An 18,799-nucleotide genomic window follows, 5' to 3' on the forward strand; every position below is an offset into this window, starting at 1 on the left:
GCAATCCTGCCCCGCTCTCGATTCGCGTCACGTGTTATTCGGTTTCCAGATCGATATCGATGCCGAGGGAACGAATTTCCTTGATCAACACGTTGAAGGACTCGGGCATGCCCGGCTCCATACGGTGATCGCCATCCACGATGTTTTTGTACATCTTGGTACGGCCGTTCACATCGTCCGACTTCACTGTGAGCATTTCTTGCAGAGTGTAAGCAGCACCGTATGCTTCCAGTGCCCAGACCTCCATCTCCCCGAAACGCTGACCACCGAACTGCGCCTTACCACCCAGCGGCTGCTGGGTAACCAGGCTGTACGAACCGGTAGAACGAGCGTGCATCTTGTCGTCTACCAAGTGGTTCAGCTTCAGCATGTACATGTAGCCAACGGTAACTGGACGCTCGAACTTGTTGCCGGTACGGCCGTCAGTCAGCTGCATCTGGCCGCTTTCCGGCAGGTCTGCCAGTTTCAGCATGGCCTTGATTTCGCTTTCCTTGGCGCCGTCGAATACTGGGGTGGCCATTGGAACACCGCCACGCAAGTTCTTCGCCAGATCCAGGATTTCCTGATCGGAGAAGCTGTCCAGATCTTCGTTACGACCGCCGATCTGGTTGTAGATCTCGTCCAGGAAGGTGCGCAGCTCAGCGACTTTACGCTGCTCTTCGACCATCCGGTTGATCTTCTCGCCCAGACCTTTGGCCGCGAGGCCCAGGTGGGTTTCGAGGATCTGACCAACGTTCATACGCGAAGGTACGCCCAGTGGGTTGAGGACGACGTCGACCGGGGTGCCATTGGCATCGTGCGGCATGTCTTCAACCGGCATGATCACGGAGACCACACCTTTGTTACCGTGACGACCGGCCATCTTGTCGCCCGGCTGGATGCGACGACGGATTGCCAGGTAAACCTTGACGATTTTCAGCACGCCTGGAGCCAGGTCATCGCCCTGCTGCAGTTTGCGCTTCTTGTCTTCGAACTTGTCGTCCAGCAGACGGCGGCGATCAACGATGTAGGCCTGAGCCTTCTCGAGTTGCTCGTTCAGAGCATCTTCAGCCATGCGCAGTTTGAACCACTGACCATGCTCAAGACCGTCGAGAACTTCGTCGGTGATGTCCTGACCTTTCTTCAGACCTGCGCCACCTTCAGCCTTGTGGCCTACCAGAGCGGAACGCAGACGTTCGAAAGTCGCGCCTTCAACGATACGGAACTCTTCGTTCAGATCCTTGCGGATCTCGTCCAGTTGGGACTTCTCGATCGACAGTGCACGAGCATCACGCTCAACGCCGTCACGAGTGAAGACCTGTACGTCGATGACAGTACCTTTGGTGCCGGTTGGCACGCGCAGGGAGGTGTCTTTAACGTCGCTGGCTTTTTCACCGAAGATCGCACGCAGCAGCTTTTCTTCCGGAGTCAGTTGAGTCTCGCCTTTCGGAGTGACCTTACCGACCAGGATGTCGCCTGCGCCTACTTCAGCACCTACGTAAACGATACCGGCTTCATCCAGCTTGTTCAGTGCAGCTTCACCCACGTTCGGGATGTCCGCAGTGATTTCCTCTGGGCCAAGCTTGGTGTCACGGGCCACACAGGTCAGTTCCTGAATGTGGATCGTGGTGAAACGGTCTTCCTGAACAACACGCTCGGAAAGGCAGATGGAGTCTTCGAAGTTGAAGCCGTTCCATGCCATGAACGCGATGCGCATGTTCTGACCCAGAGCCAGTTCACCCATATCGGTGGACGGGCCGTCGGCCATGATGTCGCTACGCTGAACGCGATCACCCTTGCTCACCAGCGGACGCTGGTTGATGCAGGTGTTCTGGTTCGAGCGGGTGTATTTGGTCAGGTTGTAGATGTCGACACCAGCTTCGCCGGTTTCAACTTCGTCATCAGCAACACGAACCACAATACGACTGGCATCAACGGAGTCGATCACGCCGCCACGACGAGCCACGACGCAAACGCCGGAGTCACGAGCTACGTTACGCTCCATGCCGGTACCTACCAGCGGCTTGTCAGCGCGCAGGGTTGGTACAGCTTGACGCTGCATGTTCGAACCCATCAACGCGCGGTTGGCGTCGTCGTGCTCGAGGAACGGGATCAGCGACGCTGCAACCGAAACTACCTGCTTCGGCGAAACGTCCATCAAAGTGACTTCTTCAGGCGCCTTGACGGTGAATTCGTTCAGGTGACGTACGGCTACCAGCTCGTCGATCAGGACTTTCTGGTCGTTCATGGTCGCCGAAGCCTGCGCGATCACGTGATCGGCTTCTTCAATGGCGGACAGGAACACGATCTCGTCGGTGACCACACCCTCTTTCACCACACGGTACGGGCTTTCCAGGAAGCCGTACTGGTTGGTGCGCGCGTAAGCGGCCAGGGAGTTGATCAGACCGATGTTCGGACCTTCCGGCGTTTCAATCGGGCATACACGACCGTAGTGAGTCGGGTGTACGTCACGAACTTCAAAGCCAGCACGCTCACGAGTCAGACCGCCAGGGCCGAGTGCAGAAACACGACGCTTGTGGGTGATCTCGGACAGCGGGTTGTTCTGGTCCATGAACTGAGACAGCTGGCTGGAACCGAAGAACTCTTTCACCGCCGCAGCCACTGGCTTGGCGTTGATCAGGTCTTGCGGCATCAGGCCTTCGCTTTCAGCCATCGACAGACGCTCTTTGACCGCACGCTCAACACGTACCAGGCCAACGCGGAACTGGTTCTCGGCCATTTCGCCTACACAGCGAACACGACGGTTACCCAGGTGGTCGATGTCATCGACGATGCCTTTACCGTTACGGATGTCGACCAGAGTCTTCAGTACCGCGACGATGTCTTCCTTGCACAGCACGCCCGAACCTTCGATCTCGGTGCGACCGATACGACGGTTGAACTTCATCCGGCCGACCGCAGACAGGTCATAGCGCTCAGGGCTGAAGAACAGGTTGTTGAACAGGGTTTCGGCAGCGTCTTTGGTTGGCGGCTCGCCTGGACGCATCATGCGATAGATCTCGACCAGCGCTTCCAATTGGTTGCTGGTGGAGTCGATCTTCAGCGTGTCAGAGACGAACGGGCCACAGTCGATGTCGTTGGTGTACAGAGTTTCGATGCGCACAACGCCGGACTTGGCAATTTTTGCCAGGACTTCGGTGTTCAGTTCGGTGTTGCACTCTGCCAGGATTTCGCCGGTAGCCGGATGCACAATGACCTTGGCGGTAGTGCGGCCCAGGACGTAGTCCAGAGGCACTTCCAGCGTCTTGATCCCGGCTTTTTCGATCTGATTGATGTGGCGCGCGGTAATACGGCGGCCCGCTTCAACGATGACCTTGCCTTTTTCATCCTGGATGTCCAGAACGGCAATTTCACCACGCAGACGCGATGCAATCAGTTCCAGGCTGAGGGTTTCGCCGCTCAGGTGGAATACGTTGGTGGTGTAGAACGCGTCCAGTACTTCTTCGGTGGTATAGCCGAGCGCGCGCAGCAGTACCGAGGCTGGCAGCTTGCGACGACGGTCGATACGCACGAATACGCAGTCTTTCGGGTCGAACTCGAAGTCCAGCCACGAACCGCGGTAAGGAATGATGCGCGCGGAGTAAAGCAGTTTGCCGGAGCTATGCGTCTTGCCGCGGTCGTGGTCGAAGAACACGCCCGGGGAACGGTGCAGCTGGGAAACGATTACACGTTCGGTACCATTGATTACGAAGGTACCGTTCTCAGTCATCAGGGGAATTTCACCCATGTAGACTTCTTGCTCTTTGATGTCCTTGATCGCTTTGTTCGACGACTCTTTGTCGAAAATGATCAGGCGCACTTTTACCCGCAAAGGTACGGCGAAAGTTACACCGCGCAATACGCATTCTTTGACATCAAATGCCGGTTCGCCCAGGCGATAACCGACGTACTCCAGCGCAGCATTGCCGGAGTAGCTGATGATCGGGAAAACGGATTTGAAGGCCGCATGCAGGCCCACGTCGCGGAACTGATCTTTAGTCGCTCCCGCTTGCAAGAATTCACGATACGAATCCAGCTGGATGGCCAGGAGGTAAGGCACATCCATGACGTCCGGCAACTTGCTAAAGTCCTTGCGGATACGTTTTTTCTCAGTATATGAGTAAGCCATCAGCGTTCCCCAGCTTGGTCACCTGCTTGTTTGGCCCCTCCCGACGGGAGCAGCCAGAAAATCGTGCAAACCCCATGGTTTGCGCCACCACATCGGGTGGTTACAGCACCTTTATCAGCACCGACCCAGTCGGCTGCCAATAACGGAAAAAGGCCGGTGGCAAGAGCCACCAGCCATCAGCCTGTCGCTTGACGCTCGGGCTGGAGGAGCAAAGTCGAAGCTTACTTCAGCTCGACTTTAGCGCCTGCTTCTTCCAGCTTCTTCTTGGCGTCTTCAGCAGCGTCTTTCGAAACGCCTTCCAGAACAACCTGAGGAGCGCCGTCTACTTTCTCTTTGGCTTCTTTCAGGCCCAGACCGGTCAGCTCGCGAACTGCTTTAATGGCGTTTACTTTCTTCTCGCCAGCTTCCAGCAGAACAACGTTGAACTCGGTTTGCTCTTCAACAACAGCGGCAGCAGCAGCTGGGCCAGCGGAAGCAGCTGCAGCAGTAACGCCGAACTTCTCTTCCATTGCCTTGATCAGCTCAACGATTTCCATTACGGATTTTTCGCCGATTGCGTCGATGATTTGTTCGTTAGTCAGAGACATGACTTATTTCCTGAATTGGGGGACGGCCTACGCGACCATCGAAATAAACAAAAAACGCGAGAAGTTGACGAGCCTTAGGCTGCGGCAGCTTCTTTCTGGTCGCGAATTGCCGCCAGAGTACGAGCCAATTTGCTGGTAGCGCCTTGAATCACGCTCATCAGCTGAGAAATTGCTTCGTCACGGGTCGGCAGGGTTGCCAGTACGTCGATCTGATTAGCTGCGAGGAACTTGCCCTCGAACGCAGCTGCCTTGATCTCGAACTTGTCCTGACCCTTGGCAAACTCTTTGAAGATACGGGCAGCAGCGCCCGGATGTTCGTTCGAGAATGCAATCAGGGTCGGGCCGGTGAACACGTCGTTGAGAACACTGTATTGAGTGTCAGCAACGGCGCGCTTGAGCAGGGTGTTACGTACAACACGTACGTATACGCCAGCTTCACGAGCCTCTTTACGGAGTCCGGTCATTGCGCCTACTGTTACGCCACGGGCATCAACCACGACAGCGGACAGAGCGACTTTGGCAGCCTCGTTGACATCAGCGACGATGGCCTTCTTGTCTTCGAGATTAATTGCCACGGGTTTAACTCCTGCTTGTTACCGTTTCACTCGATCGAAACCGAATGTCGTTTTGGTGTCTGATTCGGTAAGGAACCGGGAGCACCATCTGCGTAGGCTTTTGGTTTAAGGCTTGCGCCGCCTACGGTCTTGGATAGCCCCCGCCAGGCAGGGACCCCAATATTTCAATTGGCGCGATCAATCGCGCCAACCTTTGTCTTACGCGTCCAGCGAGCTCTGGTCGATGACCAGACCTGGGCCCATAGTGGTGCTCAGGGTAACGCGCTTGACGTAAATACCTTTCGAAGAAGCTGGCTTGATGCGCTTCAGATCAGCGATCAGGGCTTCAACGTTTTCCTTCAGCTTGACGGCGTCGAAGCCCATCTTGCCAACGGAAGTGTGAATGATGCCGTTTTTGTCGGTGCGATAACGAACCTGACCAGCCTTGGCGTTTTTAACCGCGGTGGCTACGTCTGGAGTTACGGTGCCGACTTTAGGGTTAGGCATCAGACCACGTGGACCGAGGATCTGGCCCAGTTGACCTACTACGCGCATGGCATCCGGGGATGCAATCACTACGTCATAGTTCAGGTCGCCGCCTTTCATTTCGGCAGCTAGGTCGTCCATACCTACGCGGTCAGCGCCGGCAGCCAGAGCGGCTTCAGCAGCTGGACCCTGAGTGAACACAGCAACGCGAACAGTCTTGCCAGTGCCGTGTGGCAGCACAGTAGCGCTACGAACAACCTGGTCGGATTTACGCGGGTCTACACCCAGGTTTACAGCAATGTCAAACGACTCGCTGAACTTGACAGTCGACAGCTCAGCCAGCAGAGCAGCGGCATCTACAATGTTGTAGGCCTTGCCTGCTTCGATTTTGCCGGCGATAGCCTTTTGACGCTTAGTCAGCTTAGCCATTACACACCCTCCACGTTAAGGCCCATGCTACGAGCAGAACCGGCGATAGTACGCACGGCTGCATCCATATCAGCTGCAGTCAGATCCGCGTTTTTGGTTTTCGCGATTTCTTCCAGCTGAGCACGGGTAACAGTGCCAACCTTAACGGTGTTCGGACGAGCGGAACCGCTGGTCAGACCGGCCGCCTTCTTCAGCAGAACCGAAGCAGGGGTGGATTTGGTTTCGAAAGTGAAGCTACGGTCGCTGTAAACAGTGATGATCACTGGAGTCGGCAGACCTGCTTCAAGACCCTGAGTACGGGCGTTGAAGGCCTTGCAGAATTCCATGATGTTCACGCCGTGCTGACCCAAAGCAGGACCAACAGGTGGGCTTGGGTTAGCCTGAGCGGCCTTCACTTGCAGCTTGATGTAAGCGGTAATCTTCTTGGCCATGAGGCACTCCAATTACGGGTTCGAACGCCTCGAAAGGCTCCCCGGTTACTTGCGCGTTTATCCCAGTGACGACAAAACCCCACAGCCTATGGCTGCGGGGTTGGGATGCTTGTCCAGTTAGACCTTTTCGACCTGACTGAACTCCAACTCTACCGGGGTAGAGCGACCGAAAATGAGCACAGCCACTTGGATGCGGCTCTTTTCGTAGTTAACTTCTTCAACGACACCATTGAAATCAGCAAATGGACCGTCATTGACTCGTACCGTTTCACCTGGTTCGAAGAGAGTCTTCGGCTTAGGCTTGTCGCTACCATCAGCAACACGACGCAGAATCGCCTCTGCCTCTTTATCAGTGATCGGCGCCGGTTTATCAGCAGTACCGCCGATGAAACCCATCACCCGAGGAGTATCCTTGACCAAGTGCCAAGTACCCTCATTCATATCCATCTGTACCAGCACATAACCTGGGAAGAACTTGCGTTCGCTTTTGCGCTTCTGGCCATTACGCATTTCAACCACTTCTTCAGTGGGAACCAGAATTTCGCCGAAGCCATCTTCCATGCCAGCCAGCTTTACTCGCTCAACGAGCGAGCGCATGACATGCTTCTCGTAACCCGAGTAAGCATGCACAACGTACCAACGCTTAGCCACGGGACACCCTTAGCCGACAATCAAGGAAACAAGCCAGCCGAGCAGGGAATCTAGCCCCCACAACAGCAACGCCATAACCAGTACAACAGCCACGACAATCAGCGTGGTCTGTGTGGTTTCTTGGCGAGTTGGCCAAACGACTTTACGAATCTCGGTGCGAGCTTCCTTAACCAGTACAAAGAAAGACTTGCCCTTCGCAGTCTGCAGGCCTACAAAGGCAGCTACAGCAGCAATCACAAGTAGAGCGAGTACGCGGTACAGGATCGGCGAAGCGGCGTAGTACTGATTGCCAACAACGCCAACAGCCACCAAAGCAACTACTACAAGCCACTTGAGTAGATCGAAGCGAGAGCTTTGAGCTTCAGCTTTAGGAGTCATCTATGAAGATCCTGTGAAAAGAAAGCCAGATACACCGAGTGAATCTGGCAGGTCAGGAGGGAATCGAACCCCCAACCTACGGTTTTGGAGACCGTCGCTCTGCCAATTGAGCTACTGACCTAAAACAAAATCAGGCCGACCATTATGCCGGCCTGAAAAATACATTACAACCGCTTATTCGATGATTTTGGCTACGACACCAGCGCCGACGGTACGACCGCCTTCACGGATAGCGAAACGCAGACCATCTTCCATCGCGATGGTTTTGATCAGGGTAACAACCATTTTGATGTTGTCGCCCGGCATTACCATTTCTACGCCTTCCGGCAGTTCGCAGTTACCAGTTACGTCGGTAGTGCGGAAGTAGAACTGTGGACGGTAGCCTTTGAAGAACGGAGTGTGACGACCGCCTTCTTCCTTGCTCAGCACGTACACCTCAGCTTCGAACTTGGTGTGCGGCTTAACCGAACCCGGCTTAACCAGAACCTGACCACGCTCAACGTCGTCACGCTTGGTACCGCGCAGCAGAACGCCGCAGTTCTCGCCAGCACGACCTTCGTCGAGCAACTTACGGAACATTTCAACACCGGTGCAGGTGGTGACGGTAGTGTCACGCAGACCAACGATTTCCAGTGGATCTTGAACCTTAACGATACCGCGCTCGATACGACCGGTTACAACAGTACCGCGACCCGAGATCGAGAACACGTCTTCGATTGGCATCAGGAACGGCTTGTCGATAACACGAACTGGATCCGGAATGTAGCTGTCCAGAGTTTCAACCAGTTTACGAACGGACGTAGTGCCCATTTCGTTATCGTCTTTGCCTTCCAGAGCCATACGAGCAGAACCGATGATGATCGGAGTGTCGTCGCCTGGGAAGTCGTAAGTGCTCAGCAGATCGCGCACTTCCATCTCAACCAGTTCCAGCAGCTCAGCGTCGTCTACCAGGTCAGCCTTGTTCAGGTAAACCACGATGTACGGAACGCCAACCTGGCGGGACAGCAGGATGTGCTCACGGGTTTGCGGCATCGGACCATCAGCGGCCGAGCAAACCAGGATTGCGCCGTCCATCTGGGCAGCACCGGTGATCATGTTCTTCACATAGTCAGCGTGACCTGGGCAGTCAACGTGAGCGTAGTGACGGATCAGCGAGTTGTATTCAACGTGCGCGGTGTTGATGGTGATACCACGAGCTTTTTCTTCTGGTGCGCTGTCGATCTTGTCGAAGTCAACGATTGCGGAACCGTAAACTTCGGAGCAAACGCGAGTCAGAGCAGCAGTCAGAGTGGTTTTACCGTGGTCAACGTGACCAATGGTCCCAACGTTGACGTGGGGCAGGGAACGATCAAATTTTTCCTTAGCCATCGATATCACCCTCAAACAGAAGAATTAGACAAACAATATCAACCATTAAAACAAAGGCAGATATTTTCATATCTGCCTTGTTATATGGAGCTCTTGAGCGGATTTGAACCGCTGACCTCACCCTTACCAAGGGTGTGCTCTACCAACTGAGCTACAAGAGCAAAACACTTTGCACAACCTGCAAACTTGGAGCGGGTAGCGGGAATCGAACCCGCATCATCAGCTTGGAAGGCTGAGGTTCTACCACTAAACTATACCCGCAGAGCTTACAGCTCACGCTTAAATCTGGTGGAGGGAGAAGGATTCGAACCTTCGAAGTCGTAGACGTCAGATTTACAGTCTGATCCCTTTGGCCGCTCGGGAACCCCTCCTAATCAGGCCGGCATTCTATACTATGCCAAACCCCTGTCAAGCATTTTCTCATTTAAAAACCTGAGGTTAGCTGCATTGACACCACCCCGCCTCGTTAACCTTTGAAAGGTCTTCACTGCGGAGCGGGCGCCATTCTATTCAAACTATTCAGCAGGTGCAACCCCCTCGCACAGCATTATTTTATGTTTTAACTCATTGAATTCCTTGGAAAGGTTTTGCAGTTGCGCATCCCCCAGCAAACGCTGGCTTTCAGGTGCAATACGCAGCCAGTAACCTGTCGCAGGAACATCATTCGCTGAAAGTTCAGCCTTGATATCCATCTCAGCCAAACGCTGGCTCAGCGGCATAACTTGCTCCTCACGAGCAAATCCACCCAAATAAAGGCACCTCTCCTCAGTCCGCGGCACACCAGGCCTTGCCTTAGAAGCACCGACACTCTCGCTCAACAGACGAATATCCTGCTGCGAGCCTTTATACAAACTGAGAGGGGTTACGTCTTTTGCCCGCAAGGGTGCTTCCTGCTGATGCCAGACGTAATAGAAAACATTGAGAACAAGGAGCAGCAGGAACAACCAACGCATACATACCTCAGGACAAAGGACACGCCATAGCCAAACCTACGAATACAAGATCAGGAACAATCCTGGCCTCAGGCGCGACATCTGCAACCAACCCAGCATCACCACCCGTAATGAAAACAGTGAAGCCGTCCCCCCAATATGCTCGCGCCATTTCGAGCTGGGTGAGCACGAACCCCCTCAGCATCATGGAGCAGCCGCGCTCCACCGCCTCTACAGTGTTTCGACCGGGCGCCTGACTGGTTAATGCACGCTCTGCTGCAAGATCGCCATAACGAATTTTTCGGGTATGGGTTCGTAACTGACTGCGCATCAACGGCATACCCGGACAGATGAAGCCACCGAGATGCCCCCCATCTTGCGCAATGAAGTCGGCGGTAACCGCCGTGCCGAAATCAAGCACCAGGCACGCACCTTTAGCCAAGTGAAACCCGCCGAGCATAGCCAGCCAACGATCAAGCCCTAGACGCTCGTATTCTTCGTAACCGTTTACAACACCGGACATCTCACGAGCAGGCTCCGCGCATATGACCGTTACTCCAAACTCTTGCTTAAGCATCTGAATTAATGCACCGGTTTCCTCGGCGGAACGAACACTCACTAATCGGCACTTGCTTAACGACACCCCACTCAGCGCCCACAGACCTTCACTGAGCGCCTGATCTGAGTCGACCACCCCCTCCGCGATCAAAGTAACAGCCTCAGCATTCAGCACACGCCATTTTATAAAGCTGTTGCCGCAGTCAAGCTCAAGAATCATCACGCAACCTCAGGCTGAGCTCGCCACCACTAAAGACTTTTTCCACGCCATTCACCTGTAATCGCAACGCACCCTGACTATCAATACCGAGCACTACACCATCTATTTGGTTGACACCAGCAATCAACGACACGGAACGCTTCTGCCACAAATGATTTTCCTCCCATTCCGCCTGGAGAACCGAAAAACCATGCATTTGCTGCCGCTGTATGTATGCCTGCAACTGCTCGCTCAATTCAGCGACCAGGACATTGCGATCACAGTTTTTGCCAGACTCAAGCCGCATAGACGTCCATTGTTGGTCGACCTCTTCTGCAACCTGCATATTCACGTTAATGCCTATACCTAGCACCACGTGACACACATCTGCCGGATCTCCAATCAGCTCCAGCAGAATGCCGGCAATTTTCTTATTGCCCGCCAGAACATCGTTGGGCCACTTCAAACCTGCACCGGGCACCCCCATCTTCCGCAGGGTCTGCATAACGGCCAATCCAACAACGAGACTCAGGCCTTCAAGCTGGCGCATTCCACCATCAATACGCAGAACAAGACTGTAATAAAGGTTTTCGGCAAACGGACTTACCCACTTGCGCCCTCTACGTCCGCGCCCGGCGACCTGCCGCTCGGCAAGCACCAAGAAGGGCGCCGATTGGCCTTGGCCAATCGCGCGCAATGCCTCTGCGTTGGTGGAGTCGATAGAATCAAAGACAGTTATTGGCCAGCCGACTTTCATTCCCGCCATTTTAAGAGGATCGAGCAGCATCAATGGAGCAGCCAACTGATAGCCACGGCCTCGAACTTTGTGGATAGATAGCCCAAGCTCAACCTCAAGATGCTGAAGCTGCTTCCACACCGCACTTCGGCTAATTCCCAAGGCTGCACCCAGGTCTTGACCAGAATGGAATCGTCCATCCTTCAGAAGATTCAACAACGTCAGCATGCAGATCTCGCCTCACAATGAGGCCCGAATAATAGCCATGCCCCGGGCCGTTGCATAGAAATCAAGCAGGCGCATTTCCTGCGGGCAAAACAAAACCCCAATTGCTTTCGCAATTGGGGTTTCGGAATTTAATCTTGACGATGACCTACTCTCACATGGGGAAACCCCACACTACCATCGGCGATGCATCGTTTCACTGCTGAGTTCGGGATGGGATCAGGTGGTTCCAACGCTCTATGGTCGTCAAGAAATTCGGGTACTGAGTCGTGACCGGTTGGCCTCGCTTCAGCAAATTGGGTATGTGACAGCTGTCGGTGTTTTGTGAACATCGAACTTTCGGTTCGTTTCGTCTTCACACACCGCAATCTGGCCTTTCGACGCAAATTGCTTGGGTGTTATATGGTCAAGCCTCACGGGCAATTAGTATTGGTTAGCTCAACGCCTCACAGCGCTTACACACCCAACCTATCAACGTCGTAGTCTTCGACGGCCCTTCAGGGAACTCAAGGTTCCAGTGAGATCTCATCTTGAGGCAAGTTTCCCGCTTAGATGCTTTCAGCGGTTATCTTTCCCGAACATAGCTACCCGGCAATGCCACTGGCGTGACAACCGGAACACCAGAGGTTCGTCCACTCCGGTCCTCTCGTACTAGGAGCAGCCCCTCTCAAATCTCAAACGTCCACGGCAGATAGGGACCGAACTGTCTCACGACGTTCTAAACCCAGCTCGCGTACCACTTTAAATGGCGAACAGCCATACCCTTGGGACCGGCTTCAGCCCCAGGATGTGATGAGCCGACATCGAGGTGCCAAACACCGCCGTCGATATGAACTCTTGGGCGGTATCAGCCTGTTATCCCCGGAGTACCTTTTATCCGTTGAGCGATGGCCCTTCCATACAGAACCACCGGATCACTAAGACCTACTTTCGTACCTGCTCGACGTGTCTGTCTCGCAGTCAAGCGCGCTTTTGCCTTTATACTCTACGACCGATTTCCGACCGGTCTGAGCGCACCTTCGTACTCCTCCGTTACTCTTTAGGAGGAGACCGCCCCAGTCAAACTACCCACCATACACTGTCCTCGATCCGGATAACGGACCTGAGTTAGAACCTCAAAGTTGCCAGGGTGGTATTTCAAGGTTGGCTCCACGCGAACTGGCGTCCACGCTTCAAAGCCTCCCACCTATCCTACACAAGCAAATTCAAAGTCCAGTGCAAAGCTATAGTAAAGGTTCACGGGGTCTTTCCGTCTAGCCGCGGATACACTGCATCTTCACAGCGATTTCAATTTCACTGAGTCTCGGGTGGAGACAGCGCCGCCATCGTTACGCCATTCGTGCAGGTCGGAACTTACCCGACAAGGAATTTCGCTACCTTAGGACCGTTATAGTTACGGCCGCCGTTTACCGGGGCTTCGATCAAGAGCTTCGCGTTAGCTAACCCCATCAATTAACCTTCCGGCACCGGGCAGGCGTCACACCCTATACGTCCACTTTCGTGTTTGCAGAGTGCTGTGTTTTTAATAAACAGTCGCAGCGGCCTGGTATCTTCGACCGGCATGAGCTTACGGAGCAAGTCCTTCACCCTCACCGGCGCACCTTCTCCCGAAGTTACGGTGCCATTTTGCCTAGTTCCTTCACCCGAGTTCTCTCAAGCGCCTTGGTATTCTCTACCCAACCACCTGTGTCGGTTTGGGGTACGGTTCCTGGTTACCTGAAGCTTAGAAGCTTTTCTTGGAAGCATGGCATCAACCACTTCGTCATCTAAAAGATGACTCGTCATCAGCTCTCGGCCTTAGAATCCCGGATTTACCTAAGATTCCAGCCTACCACCTTAAACTTGGACAACCAACGCCAAGCTGGCCTAGCCTTCTCCGTCCCTCCATCGCAATAACCAGAAGTACAGGAATATTAACCTGTTTTCCATCGACTACGCTTTTCAGCCTCGCCTTAGGGACCGACTAACCCTGCGTCGATTAACGTTGCGCAGGAAACCTTGGTCTTTCGGCGTGGGTGTTTTTCACACCCATTGTCGTTACTCATGTCAGCATTCGCACTTCTGATACCTCCAGCAAGCTTCTCAACTCACCTTCACAGGCTTACAGAACGCTCCTCTACCGCATCATCCTAAGATGATACCCGTAGCTTCGGTGTATGGTTTGAGCCCCGTTACATCTTCCGCGCAGGCCGACTCGACTAGTGAGCTATTACGCTTTCTTTAAAGGGTGGCTGCTTCTAAGCCAACCTCCTAGCTGTCTAAGCCTTCCCACATCGTTTCCCACTTAACCATAACTTTGGGACCTTAGCTGACGGTCTGGGTTGTTTCCCTTTTCACGACGGACGTTAGCACCCGCCGTGTGTCTCCCATGCTCGGCACTTGTAGGTATTCGGAGTTTGCATCGGTTTGGTAAGTCGGGATGACCCCCTAGCCGAAACAGTGCTCTACCCCCTACAGTGATACATGAGGCGCTACCTAAATAGCTTTCGAGGAGAACCAGCTATCTCCGAGCTTGATTAGCCTTTCACTCCGATCCACAGGTCATCCGCTAACTTTTCAACGGTAGTCGGTTCGGTCCTCCAGTTAGTGTTACCCAACCTTCAACCTGCCCATGGATAGATCGCCCGGTTTCGGGTCTATTCCCAGCGACTAGACGCCCTATTAAGACTCGCTTTCGCTACGCCTCCCCTATTCGGTTAAGCTCGCCACTGAAAATAAGTCGCTGACCCATTATACAAAAGGTACGCAGTCACCCAACAAAGTGGGCTCCCACTGCTTGTACGCATACGGTTTCAGGATCTATTTCACTCCCCTCTCCGGGGTTCTTTTCGCCTTTCCCTCACGGTACTAGTTCACTATCGGTCAGTCAGTAGTATTTAGCCTTGGAGGATGGTCCCCCCATATTCAGACAAAGTTTCTCGTGCTCCGTCCTACTCGATTTCATGACTAAGAGATTTTCGCGTACAGGGCTATCACCCACTATGGCCGCACTTTCCAGAGCGTTCCGCTAATCTCAAAGCCACTTAAGGGCTAGTCCCCGTTCGCTCGCCACTACTAAGGGAATCTCGGTTGATTTCTTTTCCTCAGGGTACTTAGATGTTTCAGTTCCCCTGGTTCGCCTCTTGCACCTATGTATTCAGTACAAGATAACCATCTTATGATGGCTGGGTTCCCCCATTCAGACATCTCCGGATCAAAGTCTGTTTGCCGACTCCCCGAAGCTTTTCGCAGGCTACCACGTCTTTCATCGCCTCTGACTGCCAAGGCATCCACCGTATGCGCTTCTTCACTTGACCATATAACCCCAAGCAATCTGGTTATACTGTGAAGACGACATTCGCCGAAAATTCGATAATACTCAATTCAGAGTAACTCACAAATTTTACCTTAGCCTGATCCGTTACCAGTGAAAGTAACGTTCAGTCTATCTTTCTATCACATACCCAAATTTTTAAAGAACGATCTAATCAAAGACTAGAAATCAACATTCATCATCATACTGATGGAATGCTCATTTCTAAGCTTTCAAAACTTCAGAAGCAGTAGTGGTGGAGCCAAGCGGGATCGAACCGCTGACCTCCTGCGTGCAAGGCAGGCGCTCTCCCAGCTGAGCTATGGCCCCGTATTCTCTACAGGCGTTTCCCACACAAAATTGGTGGGTCTGGGCAGATTCGAACTGCCGACCTCACCCTTATCAGGGGTGCGCTCTAACCAACTGAGCTACAGACCCAATTTCGGGCTGCTTCTTATCGTCTTCTTCAATGAATCAAGCAATTCGTGTGGGAACTTATGGAGCAGCTGATGTCGTCGATTAAGGAGGTGATCCAGCCGCAGGTTCCCCTACGGCTACCTTGTTACGACTTCACCCCAGTCATGAATCACACCGTGGTAACCGTCCTCCCGAAGGTTAGACTAGCTACTTCTGGTGCAACCCACTCCCATGGTGTGACGGGCGGTGTGTACAAGGCCCGGGAACGTATTCACCGCGACATTCTGATTCGCGATTACTAGCGATTCCGACTTCACGCAGTCGAGTTGCAGACTGCGATCCGGACTACGATCGGTTTTATGGGATTAGCTCCACCTCGCGGCTTGGCAACCCTTTGTACCGACCATTGTAGCACGTGTGTAGCCCAGGCCGTAAGGGCCATGATGACTTGACGTCATCCCCACCTTCCTCCGGTTTGTCACCGGCAGTCTCCTTAGAGTGCCCACCATTACGTGCTGGTAACTAAGGACAAGGGTTGCGCTCGTTACGGGACTTAACCCAACATCTCACGACACGAGCTGACGACAGCCATGCAGCACCTGTCTCAATGTTCCCGAAGGCACCAATCCATCTCTGGAAAGTTCATTGGATGTCAAGGCCTGGTAAGGTTCTTCGCGTTGCTTCGAATTAAACCACATGCTCCACCGCTTGTGCGGGCCCCCGTCAATTCATTTGAGTTTTAACCTTGCGGCCGTACTCCCCAGGCGGTCAACTTAATGCGTTAGCTGCGCCACTAAGAGCTCAAGGCTCCCAACGGCTAGTTGACATCGTTTACGGCGTGGACTACCAGGGTATCTAATCCTGTTTGCTCCCCACGCTTTCGCACCTCAGTGTCAGTATCAGTCCAGGTGGTCGCCTTCGCCACTGGTGTTCCTTCCTATATCTACGCATTTCACCGCTACACAGGAAATTCCACCACCCTCTACCATACTCTAGCTTGTCAGTTTTGAATGCAGTTCCCAGGTTGAGCCCGGGGATTTCACATCCAACTTAACAAACCACCTACGCGCGCTTTACGCCCAGTAATTCCGATTAACGCTTGCACCCTCTGTATTACCGCGGCTGCTGGCACAGAGTTAGCCGGTGCTTATTCTGTCGGTAACGTCAAAACACTAACGTATTAGGTTAATGCCCTTCCTCCCAACTTAAAGTGCTTTACAATCCGAAGACCTTCTTCACACACGCGGCATGGCTGGATCAGGCTTTCGCCCATTGTCCAATATTCCCCACTGCTGCCTCCCGTAGGAGTCTGGACCGTGTCTCAGTTCCAGTGTGACTGATCATCCTCTCAGACCAGTTACGGATCGTCGCCTTGGTGAGCCATTACCTCACCAACTAGCTAATCCGACCTAGGCTCATCTGATAGCGCAAGGCCCGAAGGTCCCCTGCTTTCTCCCGTAGGACGTATGCGGTATTAGCGTTCCTTTCGAAACGTTGTCCCCCACTACCAGGCAGATTCCTAGGCATTACTCACCCGTCCGCCGCTGAATCCAGGAGCAAGCTCCTCTCATCCGCTCGACTTGCATGTGTTAGGCCTGCCGCCAGCGTTCAATCTGAGCCATGATCAAACTCTTCAGTTCAAACATCTTTGGGTTTTTAAGAAACCCTAAACTTGGCTCAGCAATCGTTGGTTACATCTTTGATTTCTCGCGGAGTAACTTGTGATGCTGATAATCTTGTTGACTATCAGTCTGACTCCACAAGCACCCACACGAATTGCTTGATTCAGTTGTTAAAGAGCGGTTGGTTAAGATCTTTCGTCTCAACCGAGGCGCGCATTCTACAGCAGCCTCATTTGCTGTCAAGTGATTATTTTCAGAAGTTTTCGAAGAATTCTTCAACAACTTCAACCACTTGCGCTTCCGATCTCTCGTTAGCGGGAGGCGAATTCTACAGCGTTACTCGCTGTTGTCAACACCTCTTTTTCTCCGCTTTCGACCGAGAAGATCGAACCGTTAAAAGAGCCAAACATCACCGCTCTTTCAACTCCTTCCAGGCTTCGATGAACTGAAGCAACCCGCTGCCGAAAACCGTATAACTCATTGAATCTCAAGGAGTTTTCCGTTTCGACTGCGCCGGAAGTGGTGCGAATTATAGACTCCTAGAATTCGCCGTCAACCCCCAATCTCAACTTTATTCAGATTTCAGCGTAATTCGCGCAAACGCCTTCTTGCCAGCCTGGCAAACGTGGGTCGCACCCACTACGTATATAAAGGAACGATCAACGACCTCACCATCTATACGCACACCACCGGAAGCGAGCAGATCGCGCGCCGCCGCAGAGTTCTTCACCAGCCCTGCTTTATTAAGGACGGCAGCAATCGGCATATCCTCAGCAGAAGCCAATTCGATTTCCGGCAGATCATCCGGCAGCTCACCATCCTTCATACGGTTACCCGCTGCACGATGAGCATTAGCCGCAGCCTCCTCACCATGGAAGCGCGCAACGATCTCTTCCGCCAGCTTGATCTTGATGTCACGCGGATTAGCACCTGCCTCCACATCGGCGCGGAACGCATTGATCTCATCCATGGAGCGGAAGCTGAGCAATTCAAAGTAGCGCCACATCAACGCATCCGGAATCGAAACCAACTTGCTGTACATGACACCCGGAGCTTCCTGAATGCCGACATAGTTGCCCAGCGATTTGGACATCTTCTTGACGCCATCCAGCCCCTCGAGCAGCGGCATGGTCAGAATGCACTGAGCCTCTTGACCATAACCACGTTGCAGCTCGCGCCCCATCAGCAAGTTGAACTTCTGATCGGTACCACCCAACTCGACGTCCGCACGCAGAGCGACCGAGTCATAACCCTGAACCAGCGGATAGAGGAACTCGTGAATAGCGATCGGCTGATTGGTGGTGTAGCGCTTGTCGAAGTCATCACGCTCAAGCATACGAGCGACGGTGTATTGCGAAGTCAGACGAATGAAGTCCGCCGGCCCCATCTGATCCATCCAGGTGGAGTTGAAAGCAACTTCGGTTTTCGCCGGATCAAGAATCTTGAAAACCTGAGTCTTGTAGGTTTCAGCGTTTTCCAGAACCTGCTCGCGCGTCAGCGGAGGACGAGTTGCGCTTTTGCCGCTCGGATCACCGATCATCCCGGTGAAATCACCTATAAGGAAGATCACCTGATGCCCCAGATCCTGGAACTGGCGCAGCTTATTAATAAGCACGGTGTGGCCCAAGTGCAGATCCGGAGCGGTTGGATCGAAACCAGCCTTGATACGCAGCGGTTGGCCACGCTTGAGCTTCTCGATCAGCTCGGACTCAACCAACAGTTCTTCCGCACCACGTTTAATCAGCGCTAGCTGCTCTTCAACCGACTTCATAACAGACCCGCAAGGCTCAGATTCAAAGGGAACCAACCATACAAGATCGCGCACC

At 53.4% G+C, this 18,799-nt stretch carries 12 protein-coding genes, 6 tRNA genes and 3 rRNA genes; all 21 read right to left on the minus strand.

Annotated features, from left to right (window positions below):
- Window positions 1-34: 34 nt before the first annotated feature.
- Window positions 35-4,108 (minus strand): DNA-directed RNA polymerase subunit beta, encoded by a 4,074-nt coding sequence (gene rpoB, locus ACA043_RS26455; protein ID WP_064392269.1) that lies wholly within the window; start codon window positions 4,106-4,108, stop codon window positions 35-37.
- Between the two features lie 221 nt (window positions 4,109-4,329).
- Complete coding sequence (gene rplL / locus ACA043_RS26460; RefSeq protein WP_489881489.1) at window positions 4,330-4,695, minus strand: 50S ribosomal protein L7/L12; 366 nt, start codon at window positions 4,693-4,695, stop codon at window positions 4,330-4,332.
- Between the two features lie 74 nt (window positions 4,696-4,769).
- Window positions 4,770-5,270: a 50S ribosomal protein L10 gene (gene rplJ / locus ACA043_RS26465; protein WP_489881490.1), complete on the minus strand. Its 501-nt coding sequence runs from the start codon at window positions 5,268-5,270 to the stop codon at window positions 4,770-4,772.
- Between the two features lie 198 nt (window positions 5,271-5,468).
- Entirely contained in the window at window positions 5,469-6,164 is a 696-nt protein-coding gene (gene rplA / locus ACA043_RS26470) for a 50S ribosomal protein L1 (RefSeq protein ID WP_016984191.1), read from the minus strand.
- A complete protein-coding gene (rplK, locus tag ACA043_RS26475; RefSeq protein ID WP_003228756.1) occupies window positions 6,164-6,595 on the minus strand; it encodes a 50S ribosomal protein L11 in 432 nt (143 codons plus the stop codon). Before rplK ends, rplA begins: the two co-directional genes overlap by 1 nt.
- A gap of 117 nt (window positions 6,596-6,712) precedes the next feature.
- Window positions 6,713-7,246 carry a transcription termination/antitermination protein NusG gene (nusG, locus tag ACA043_RS26480; RefSeq protein WP_007916492.1) on the minus strand — a complete coding sequence of 178 codons (534 nt, stop codon included), beginning with the start codon at window positions 7,244-7,246 and terminating at the stop codon, window positions 6,713-6,715.
- A 9-nt stretch (window positions 7,247-7,255) separates the two neighbouring features.
- Complete coding sequence (gene secE / locus ACA043_RS26485; RefSeq protein ID WP_401272204.1) at window positions 7,256-7,624, minus strand: preprotein translocase subunit SecE; 369 nt, start codon at window positions 7,622-7,624, stop codon at window positions 7,256-7,258.
- Window positions 7,625-7,669: 45 nt separating this feature from the next.
- Window positions 7,670-7,745: transfer RNA gene (locus tag ACA043_RS26490), tRNA-Trp, on the minus strand.
- Window positions 7,746-7,798: 53 nt separating this feature from the next.
- Entirely contained in the window at window positions 7,799-8,992 is a 1,194-nt protein-coding gene (tuf, locus tag ACA043_RS26495) for an elongation factor Tu (protein ID WP_497615453.1), read from the minus strand.
- Window positions 8,993-9,077: 85 nt separating this feature from the next.
- A tRNA-Thr gene (locus ACA043_RS26500) sits at window positions 9,078-9,153 on the minus strand.
- A gap of 26 nt (window positions 9,154-9,179) precedes the next feature.
- A tRNA-Gly gene (locus tag ACA043_RS26505) sits at window positions 9,180-9,253 on the minus strand.
- Between the two features lie 25 nt (window positions 9,254-9,278).
- Window positions 9,279-9,363 (minus strand) — tRNA-Tyr (locus tag ACA043_RS26510).
- Window positions 9,364-9,507: 144 nt separating this feature from the next.
- Window positions 9,508-9,945, minus strand: a complete 438-nt coding sequence (locus ACA043_RS26515) for a hypothetical protein (RefSeq protein WP_401272203.1) — start codon at window positions 9,943-9,945, stop codon at window positions 9,508-9,510.
- A 7-nt stretch (window positions 9,946-9,952) separates the two neighbouring features.
- Window positions 9,953-10,702: a pantothenate kinase gene (locus ACA043_RS26520; protein WP_187679956.1), complete on the minus strand. Its 750-nt coding sequence runs from the start codon at window positions 10,700-10,702 to the stop codon at window positions 9,953-9,955.
- Entirely contained in the window at window positions 10,692-11,645 is a 954-nt protein-coding gene (gene birA / locus ACA043_RS26525) for a bifunctional biotin--[acetyl-CoA-carboxylase] ligase/biotin operon repressor BirA (protein WP_489881506.1), read from the minus strand. Before birA ends, ACA043_RS26520 begins: the two co-directional genes overlap by 11 nt.
- A gap of 132 nt (window positions 11,646-11,777) precedes the next feature.
- Window positions 11,778-11,893, minus strand: a 5S ribosomal RNA gene (gene rrf, locus ACA043_RS26530).
- A 151-nt stretch (window positions 11,894-12,044) separates the two neighbouring features.
- Window positions 12,045-14,938: ribosomal RNA gene (locus tag ACA043_RS26535) — 23S ribosomal RNA — on the minus strand.
- A gap of 250 nt (window positions 14,939-15,188) precedes the next feature.
- Window positions 15,189-15,264: transfer RNA gene (locus ACA043_RS26540), tRNA-Ala, on the minus strand.
- 31 nt (window positions 15,265-15,295) lie between these two features.
- A tRNA-Ile gene (locus ACA043_RS26545) sits at window positions 15,296-15,372 on the minus strand.
- 82 nt (window positions 15,373-15,454) lie between these two features.
- Window positions 15,455-16,991 (minus strand): 16S ribosomal RNA (locus ACA043_RS26550).
- The 16S, 23S and 5S rRNA genes sit together here with 2 tRNA genes alongside, the layout of an rRNA operon.
- Before the next feature lie 553 nt (window positions 16,992-17,544).
- Window positions 17,545-18,744, minus strand: a complete 1,200-nt coding sequence (gene tyrS, locus ACA043_RS26555) for a tyrosine--tRNA ligase (RefSeq protein WP_187681133.1) — start codon at window positions 18,742-18,744, stop codon at window positions 17,545-17,547.
- Window positions 18,745-18,799 lie beyond the last annotated feature (55 nt).

It is taken from the genome of Pseudomonas sp. LBUM1648 (assembly GCF_059716145.1).

Excerpts from the sequence above, each read along its gene's own strand:
- rpoB (WP_064392269.1), bottom strand. The coding sequence starts at position 4,108 with ATGGCTTACTCATATACTGAGAAAAAACGTATCCGCAAGGACTTTAGC.
- rplL (WP_489881489.1), bottom strand. The coding sequence starts at position 4,695 with ATGTCTCTGACTAACGAACAAATCATCGACGCAATCGGCGAAAAATCC.
- rplA (WP_016984191.1), bottom strand. The coding sequence starts at position 6,164 with ATGGCTAAGCTGACTAAGCGTCAAAAGGCTATCGCCGGCAAAATCGAA.
- rplK (WP_003228756.1), bottom strand. The coding sequence starts at position 6,595 with ATGGCCAAGAAGATTACCGCTTACATCAAGCTGCAAGTGAAGGCCGCT.
- secE (WP_401272204.1), bottom strand. The coding sequence starts at position 7,624 with ATGACTCCTAAAGCTGAAGCTCAAAGCTCTCGCTTCGATCTACTCAAG.
- tuf (WP_497615453.1), bottom strand. The coding sequence starts at position 8,992 with ATGGCTAAGGAAAAATTTGATCGTTCCCTGCCCCACGTCAACGTTGGG.
- ACA043_RS26515 (WP_401272203.1), bottom strand. The coding sequence starts at position 9,945 with ATGCGTTGGTTGTTCCTGCTGCTCCTTGTTCTCAATGTTTTCTATTAC.
- ACA043_RS26520 (WP_187679956.1), bottom strand. The coding sequence starts at position 10,702 with ATGATTCTTGAGCTTGACTGCGGCAACAGCTTTATAAAATGGCGTGTG.
- birA (WP_489881506.1), bottom strand. The coding sequence starts at position 11,645 with ATGCTGACGTTGTTGAATCTTCTGAAGGATGGACGATTCCATTCTGGT.
- tyrS (WP_187681133.1), bottom strand. The coding sequence starts at position 18,744 with ATGAAGTCGGTTGAAGAGCAGCTAGCGCTGATTAAACGTGGTGCGGAA.